Raw genomic sequence first — 7,800 nt, 5'->3', positions numbered from 1 at the left:
TCGGCTCTCAAGCAGAACATCGGCGGTCCACAGGTGATGGCCGACCAAGCGAAGGCGATCTTGGATGCGAGCGAACTCACGAACGTGAAGATCCGCGTGATTCCTGCGGACTGTGGATGGCACCCCGGCCTCGAAGGCGCATTCGTCATCTTGGAGTCCGACACCAGCGTGCCGGTCGTGCACATCGAGACCAGAGCATCGTGACTATTCCTGCACGTCCCGGAAGACGTGCAGCCGTACCAGGACGCGGTCGGAGCGGTCTCAGAAGCAGCGATGAGCGAAGCGGCGTCACGCAAGCTCATCGCTGAAGTCAGCAAGGAATTGGAGTCGAAGTCGTGATGCACGAACAGATACCCAACTGGCGCAAGTCCAGCCTGAGCACCAACACCGAAAGCTGCGTCGAAGTCGGCCGCTTACCCCACGGCGCGGCCGTCCGCGACACCAAGGACCGCGCAGCCGGTCACGTCGCTGCCACGACCGCCCAGTGGTCGTCCTTCCTGACCGCCATCAAATCCGGCCGCTACGACAACTGACCGCAGCTGCGAAAAGGCGCGGGAGAACCGTTCTCCCGCGCCTTTCGCGTGCGTGCGATCAGGAGTTGATCTGCTCGGTCAGCTCCTGGTTGTAGGCGCCGACGCGGCCGTAGATGCCGGGCTTGCCGGGCCGGGCGCAGCCTTCGCCCCAGGACGTGACACCGATCAGCCTGCCGTCGGCGACGATCGGGCCGCCGGAGTCGCCCTGGCAGGCGTCCACGCCGCCCTCGGGCAGCCCGGCGCAGACCATCGCGTCCGGCTTGTACTCCTGGTACGCGGCGGAGCAGTCCGCGTCCGATCGCACCGGCACGGTCGCCTTTTGCAGGTGGTCGGAGCTCTGGCCGCCCTCGCTGGTGGTGCCCCAGCCGAGGACCGTGGCCGGGGTGTCCGGCGCGTAGCCGGGGTCGTCGGCCGCGGCGAGCTCGATCGTGGGCTGCTGGACCGGCGCGGACAACGTCAGCACCGAGACGTCGGCGCCCAGCGTGGCGTCGGTGTAGTCCGGGTGCACCCAGATGTCGCTGACCTCGGAGACCGTGCCCTCGTTCCCGCTCAGCGAAGTCTGGCCGCTGAGCACGTTGACGTTCGCGGGCTGTTCGCCCTGGGTGCAGTGCGCGGCGGTGACGACCTTCGTAGGGGACGCCAGCGAACCGCCGCAGAACTGCTGCCCGTCCGGGGTGGTCAACGCGACGACGAACGGGTGATCGGCGATCTCGGCGTCCTCGCCGCCGACGACGAACGGGTTGACGTCGGCCGAAGCCTGACCGACCGACAGCGTGGCGAAAGCCGACAGCGCGACCGCGGTGAGACCCGCGAACCGCGCGATGCGTGGGGCAGCGACCATTTCGTTTCTCCTCCAAGTCGCGCCCGGGGCAGTGGGGCGCCCCGGACGTGGCGATGTCCCGGGCGACCGGCCGCGGCGCAACGCGGACTCGACCCGGAGTTCCCGGTGAAACGCCGCGTCCGCTGCGCTGCAACGGGAAACCGATCGAACCTTAAACGTCGCCGCATTCCGCCCAAAAGTCCCGCTATTTGCCGTTTTCCCAGCTCCAGCGGCCTATTGTGCGAATTCCGCGAATCGGCTGCGAGCTAGCCCGGCGGATCGAGAGGATCACCCGGAGCGCGTCCCCGGCACGCCCCGAACGCGCCGGGGACGCGGCCGCCCCGGCCGGAACTCCCACCGGCCGGGGCGCACGCCACCGGTCCCCGCACCGTGGCGGAAGCGTCCCCCTCCCGGCCCCGACCGCCGGTCGTACCGAGGACGCCGCACCCGGTTTACCCAATGCCGTGTGGCATATACCAGACCCTATTCGGGGCGGACTTCGCCGCACTCGACTGAATCGGCGCTGACCAGGCACTCTCCGAAGATCACAGGTTGATTGCGGAGCGCCGGAAGCGGTGCCCGCGGCGCAGCATCCGCTGCACTGCGGCCGGTCCCGCTGACACACCCGACCAGCGCCGATCACGCGCGATCAGCGCTATTCGAGCTGCGGAATCCAGTGCGACTCGACCGGATCCCAGCGTCCAGGCGATTCAGCGGCGAGCAACGGCGTCACGAAACGGTCGACCAGCTCGACGGCTTCGCTCAACCGCCGGTACTCGCCGAGTCCAGGCACACCGGCCGCCTCGCGTTGGTATCCGCTCTCCCAGACCTTCCGATCCGGCACGGTGAACCGCACCGGCAGCGCCTGCAGCGCATCCCGGGCCACCCGCCCGTCGAGCGGGTCACGCAACGCGATGACGACGAGGTCGACCAGGTCTTTGAGCCGGGTCGAACCGGTGCAGCCGTACTGCTCGTACAACGCGCAGATCTTGTCCGCGACATGGTCCGGCAACGGGTATAGGAGAACGTTGGGCCAGGTGTCCGCACCGAGATCGAGGTCGATCGGCGGGTTCAACTGCCGGACACCGGGTTCTCCCAACGGAGCCAGGTCAGCTACGAGGTCGACGCTGACCATCACAACGGGCTTGCCGCCCAAGTACGGCTGGAATCGCACGCGACGGGCGATCCGCCCTTGGGTCTCCCGCGTCGTGTCGTAGTGCTCGAAACGCAAGAAGTCTCCGAGTTCGAGCCCCGCCGCCCGGCGCAACGCCTTGACCGCGTCGTCCAAACGTCCTTCATCCGGTCGATAGAAGAGATCGATGTCGCGCGAGTGGCGAGCATCCGGGTAGCGGACCAGCAACGCTTGCCCGCCCTTGAGCAACCACCCGTGCGGATCATCGACGAATACCCGCGCAAGCAGTCTGGCCAGGTAGAAGCGGCGAAGAATCTCGTTGGTGTCGACGCCTTCGGCCGAAGCGGCGGCATTGGCGCGTTTGTGCAGCGCGGCACGGAGCGCTTGCGGGCTGCGGTACGGGTTTGTCACCACGGGCTCGTCTCGTCAGTGCTATTTCGAGTGCACGCTTGTGTCCAGGTTCAGCATTGCTTCGCTCAGCGCTTCTGCTATTCGCTGTTGTTCCGCGAGAAGGCTCCGCACCTTGTCGAGTCCGGTCGTCCGAACAGCATCGATGTGGCTGCGCAGATGCTCGAGCAGCGCTCGCCCGTCGCGGCCGGTGACCCCATAGCGCCGTGCGTAAGGCGCGGCGCGGTCGGCGAGCTCATCGAGATCGACCTTGCCCGCCCGGTCGGCTTCCTGGATGACCTGCGCGAGATGGCTGGCGTCCACGCGATCGGCCATCAGATCGACGATCGTGCGCAGCACGGTCGTGATCGGCAGTCCGTCGACGAGCGTCACGTCGTCTTCGGGCAGCTCAGCGCGCCGCAGCCGGACGGAGGTGTCCCGGACGCGGCGGCGGCGCGGCACCGTCATCTCGATGCGTGGCACGACCAGATCGCCGAGTCCGTGCAGCAGCGCTGCCGAGCGATGCGAGACGACCCCACCGTCGCGATCGAGCTTCGGCCGCCGCCAGCCGGGCTGGCTCGGGTTGAGCTTCAGCCACACCGCCTTCTCGTCTTGGTGGCCGGTCATCTCGCCGGCGGACACCGCGTACACGCCGTGGCGCACCTGCGTCAGCAGCCCGGCTTCGACCAGGCGCACCAGCGTCGTGGTGTTCACGCCGAGCTCACCGGCCTGCGCGGTGGTGAGCAGCCCCCACTGGTCGCTGCTCACCTCAGCCAGGCGGGACATGGCCTCAAACACCTTCATGACACCGAACCATACGCCGCTTGCGCAACGTTTGCTACTTCCGATGAAGCTTTTGGTGCATCGAGCTGTAGTTTTCGGTGTGTCAGCGTACGATGAGCCCCGCCTCGTACGCCAGCAGCCCGGCCTGCACGCGGTTGCCGCAGTCGAGCTTGACCAGCATCCGCGAGACGTAGCCCTTCACCGTCGCCTCGGACAGGTGCAGCCGCTGCCCGATCTGCGCGTTCGACAGGCCTTCGCCCAGGCCGGTGAGCACCTCCACCTCCCGCTCGGTCAGCTCCCGCACCAGCCGCAGCGCCCGCTGCCGGGCACCCTGCTCGCCGGAGGACGCGGCCACCAGCCGTTGCGCGGCCTGCGGTGAGAGCACGGTGTGCCCGTCCGCAGCGACCCGCACCAAGCCGAGCAGATCCTCCGGCGGCGTGGACTTGACCAGGAATCCCGAGGCACCGGCCCGCAACGCGCGCAACACGTACTGATCCGCGTCGAACGTGGTCAGCGCGACCACCGCGGGCGGGTCGGGCAGCCGGCTGATCCGCTCGGTGGCGGTGAGCCCGTCCACCCCGGGCATCCGCAGGTCCATCAGCACCACCCGCGGCCGGTGCCGCACCACTGATTCCACGGCGGCCGCGCCGTCCTGCGCGTCGTCGACGACTTCGATGTCCGGGGCGGAACCGAGGATCGTGCGCAGGTGCGCGCACACCATCGGCTCGTCGTCGACCACGACCACGCGGACGGGCTCGCTCACCGCTGGGCCTCCTGCAGAACGCCTAGCCGTCCGAGCCGGCTTCGGCAGTGGGCACGTACGCAGGGAGTATGGCACTGACCTCGAAACCCCCGTCCGGCAGCGGACCGGCCCGGAAGGTGCCGCCGACGAGTTCCACCCGCTGCCCCAGCCCTTGCAAGCCCGCGCCGGAACCGCTGCCCGCCAGCTCGTGGTCGCCGGCCGGTGGAGTGTTCCGCACGGTCAGCAGCACCCGTTCGCCGTCGTAGACCACGCCGACGTCGACCTCGGAATCGGGCGCGTGCTTGTGCACGTTCGTCAACGCCTCCTGCACCACGCGATAGGCGGTGCGGCTGACCAGCGGTGCGACTCCCGCGGTTCGGCCCTGCTCGGTCAGCCGCACCGGGATGCCCACCGCCTCGGTCTCGGCGATCAGCCCGGACAGGTCCGGCAACGCGGAGCGCTCCGACTCGTCCGGCGAGTCCTCGCCGCCGGAGCGCAGCACGCCGATGAAGTCGCGCAGCTCGTCCAATGCCTGGCAGCCGCCGGAGCGCAGTTCCTCGGCGGCGGAGCGGGTCGGCTCGTCCTGCGCGGTGACGCCGAGCGCGCCGGCCTGCAGCACCATCAAGCTCACCCGGTGCGTGACCACGTCGTGCATCTCGGCGGCCATCTTCGCCCGCTCGTCCGCGCGGGCCTGCTCGGCGAGCAGCTCCTGTTCGCGCTCGGCGCGTTCCGCGCGGTCCCGCAACGCGGTGACCAGCTTGCGCCGCGCCGCGATCCACGCGCCCAGCACCGGCGGGAACGCGGTGATCCAGAAAGCATTGCTCATCGTCTCGCTGTCCGGATTCGTCCACAGCCGCAGCGCGGTGAGCACGACGACACCGACCAGCACCCAACCGGTGATCTGCCGCTTCCGGCCGGTTTCGTAGGCGGCGAACGCGTAGAGCACGAACGGGAGCACACCCGGCATCCACGGGTCGGTGCGCTGGTTCATCGGCAGGAACGCGCCGATGCCCGCGGAAAAGGTCGCGGCGTGCAGCAGCATCGCCGCCGCGCCCGCGCACAGCAGCGCGAACGGGAATCGCCGCCGCACCAGCAAGCTCACGGTGAACAGGTGCATCAGCAGCTGGGCGACCCAGCGCCCGCCCATCCAGCTGTAGTCCTGCGGCGGCAGATCCGGCGGGTAGAAGCTCGCCAGGATCGGGCCGAGCGGCAGCAGGACCGTGACCAGCGCCACGTCGAACACCGCTGCACGCGGCGAATCCCACAGGTACCGCCAGATCGGACGTCGCACGGGCTCACGGTAGCCGCCGTGCGGGCGCGAACGGCCGCGGAAACCCACCGTCGTCGGTGGCGGAACCTACGAAAGTTGCACCGGTGATCACCGGAGGTCGCTACCTTCAGGTACCAAGCGCCGTCGCACCGCCAGCGCCCGATGTCCTGGAATGGCGGCGAATCGCGCAAGGACCTTTGGGGGAACCATGCAAGCAGTGCTCGCACCGGAGAGGTCGGCGCCGCCCGGCCGACCGTCGCTCGCGTGGCGGCCGGTCCTGCTGATCGCCGCGGTGTTCACGGCCTTGCACGCGATCGCGAGCGCGTTCGGCGGCTACTGGCTCGACGAGGCTTACATGCTCGCGATCGGCCGGTACCACCTGGACTTCGGCTACGTCGACCAGCCGCCGATGGCTCCGCTGCTGGCCGGGGCGTTGGAGTGGCTGGCGCCGGGCGTGCAGCTGTTGCCGCGGGTGGTGATGACGCTGATCTCGGCCACCGGTGTGCTGCTGGCCGGGATGCTGGCGCGCGAGTTCGGCGGTGATCGGCGGGCTCAGCTGCTCACCGCGCTGGCCTTCGCCACCGGGACCTGGACCGCGCTCACCGCGCACTGGCTCACGCCCTACGCCATGGAAGTTCCATTGTGGATGGTGCTGACGTGGTTGGTGGTGCGCTGGCTCCGGCTGGACGCCGAGGACCGCGCCGACGATCGGCTGCTGCTCGCCATGGGCGCGGTGATCGGCGTGACGATGCAGACGAAGTTCCAGATCGCCCTGCTGTGCGCGGCATTGCTGGGCTGCGTGCTGGTGTTCGGACCGCGGCGGCTGCTGCGGCGGCCGATGTTCTGGGCCGGAGTCGGGATCGCGCTGATCATCGCGGCACCGACGCTGATCTGGCAGGCGGCGCACGGGTGGCCGCAGCTGGCGATGGGCCAGGTCGTCACCGAGGAGACGCCTTCGCTGAGCAACGGCAGGCGAGGGATGGCCGTCGGAGGAATCGTCTCCGCCGGTGTGCTCGGCGTGCCGCTGCTGCTCTGCGGCATCGGGCGGATGTTGTTCGGCAAGGACATGCGGCCTTACCGGTTCATCGCGGCCGCTTTCCTCGTGCAGTACGTGTTCTACGTCGTCACCAGCGGGCGGCCGTACTACCTGATCGGCATGTACGGAGTCCTCGTGGCGGCCGGAGCGGTCGGCCTGCAACGGCGACGCGAGGCAAAGACCGCGCACTCGTCCCGGAACTGGAGCTGGGTGCGCTGGCCGGTCGGCGTGGCAGCCGTGCTCACCGCGGGCGGGATGGTCTGGCTGTCCACGGTCGCCATGGGAGATCCCGCCAAACCCCTGGACCGCACCATCACCGAGTACACCGCGGCCGAGTACCGAGCGCTTCCCGCCGGGGTCCGGGAACGGACCGCGCTGGTCACCGGCAGCTACGTGCCCGCTGCGATGCTCGACGCGCACTCCGCCGAGTCCGGCCTGCCGCTGGCGCGCAGCGCGCACCGCGGCTACGGGTTCTTCGGGCCTCCCGGGCCGCAGGCGGACAACATCCTGCTGGTAGGCAAGGAGGTCGACGAGTGGCGGCCGCTGTTCGCGCAGACGCGGCTGGTCCGCGGCGGCGACATCCCGGTGTGGCTGCTCACCGGCCGCGAACAACCCTGGCCGCAAGTCTGGGAACAGGTGCGAAGCCTTGCCTGATCGGAGAAATCGAGTGTCCACAGCGGAGGAAGGCGGGGTGCGGCTGCGCCCGCCCCGCAACCCGGTCGACCGCCGCTCCATCGGCTGGTGGACGGTGCAAGCCTTGGTCGTGGCCGTGCCGCTGCTCGCCGTGCTCGGCGTGCTGGCGGCCCTGATCGCTCCGGCCAGGCCGTGGCTGCTGCTCGGGCTCGCTGCCGTCGCAGTCGTCGCGCTGCCGTACGTGCTGGTGCGACCGCAGTGGAGCTATCGGGTGCACCGCTGGGAAACCACCGACGAAGCCGTCTACACCGCGGCGGGCTGGCTGCGCCAGGAGTGGCGGATCGCGCCGATGTCCCGGATCCAGACCGTGGACACCGCGCGCGGGCCGGTGCAGCGCCTGTTCGGGCTCTCCAGCGTCACCGTGACCACCGCATCCGCGGCCGGGCCGTTGCGCATCGACGCGC

Annotated in this window: 9 protein-coding genes; 4 read left to right on the top strand and 5 right to left on the bottom strand. The window is 69.5% G+C overall.

From position 1 onward, the window contains the following. Together IJH84_RS19495 and IJH84_RS19490 are read left to right on the top strand one after the other, a co-directional pair. A partial coding sequence (locus IJH84_RS19495) for a Scr1 family TA system antitoxin-like transcriptional regulator (RefSeq protein WP_295147176.1) occupies positions 1–204 on the top strand: 204 nt, incomplete at its 5' end. A gap of 134 nt (positions 205–338) precedes the next feature. Then, on the top strand, positions 339–533 hold the full coding sequence (locus IJH84_RS19490; protein ID WP_295147178.1) for a DUF397 domain-containing protein: 195 nt from the start codon (positions 339–341) through the stop codon (positions 531–533). A 58-nt stretch (positions 534–591) separates the two neighbouring features. Here the strand turns inward: IJH84_RS19490 and IJH84_RS19485 are convergent, their stop codons facing one another. The 5 genes from IJH84_RS19485 to IJH84_RS19465 form a co-directional block, all read right to left on the bottom strand. Further along, positions 592–1,374, bottom strand: coding sequence for a trypsin-like serine protease (locus IJH84_RS19485; RefSeq protein WP_200072756.1), 783 nt, complete (start codon positions 1,372–1,374; stop codon positions 592–594). A 634-nt stretch (positions 1,375–2,008) separates the two neighbouring features. Continuing rightward, the gene (locus tag IJH84_RS19480; protein WP_295147171.1) at positions 2,009–2,896 is read right to left on the bottom strand and encodes a nucleotidyl transferase AbiEii/AbiGii toxin family protein; all 888 of its coding nucleotides are present in this window, start codon (positions 2,894–2,896) and stop codon (positions 2,009–2,011) included. Positions 2,897–2,917: 21 nt separating this feature from the next. Further along, the gene (locus tag IJH84_RS19475) at positions 2,918–3,676 is read right to left on the bottom strand and encodes a type IV toxin-antitoxin system AbiEi family antitoxin domain-containing protein (RefSeq protein WP_200072754.1); all 759 of its coding nucleotides are present in this window, start codon (positions 3,674–3,676) and stop codon (positions 2,918–2,920) included. A gap of 82 nt (positions 3,677–3,758) precedes the next feature. Next, positions 3,759–4,418, bottom strand: a complete 660-nt coding sequence (locus IJH84_RS19470) for a response regulator transcription factor (protein ID WP_295147167.1) — start codon at positions 4,416–4,418, stop codon at positions 3,759–3,761. Positions 4,419–4,440: 22 nt separating this feature from the next. Then, complete coding sequence (locus tag IJH84_RS19465) at positions 4,441–5,688, bottom strand: histidine kinase (RefSeq protein ID WP_295147164.1); 1,248 nt, start codon at positions 5,686–5,688, stop codon at positions 4,441–4,443. A gap of 187 nt (positions 5,689–5,875) precedes the next feature. Here IJH84_RS19465 and IJH84_RS19460 point away from each other — a divergent pair, with 187 nt between their 5' ends. Together IJH84_RS19460 and IJH84_RS19455 are read left to right on the top strand one after the other, a co-directional pair. Continuing rightward, entirely contained in the window at positions 5,876–7,357 is a 1,482-nt protein-coding gene (locus IJH84_RS19460; RefSeq protein WP_295147161.1) for a glycosyltransferase family 39 protein, read from the top strand. A gap of 13 nt (positions 7,358–7,370) precedes the next feature. Continuing rightward, positions 7,371–7,800 (top strand): PH domain-containing protein (locus tag IJH84_RS19455; protein WP_295147158.1); only part of this gene is annotated, 430 nt, incomplete at its 3' end.

Source organism: Saccharopolyspora sp. (assembly GCF_017434145.1).
In the GTDB taxonomy this organism is placed as follows: domain Bacteria; phylum Actinomycetota; class Actinomycetes; order Mycobacteriales; family Pseudonocardiaceae; genus Saccharopolyspora_C; species Saccharopolyspora_C galaxeae.
The sequence above is the reverse complement of the archived record's forward strand: the minus strand, read 5'-3'. Positions and strand labels throughout refer to the sequence as shown.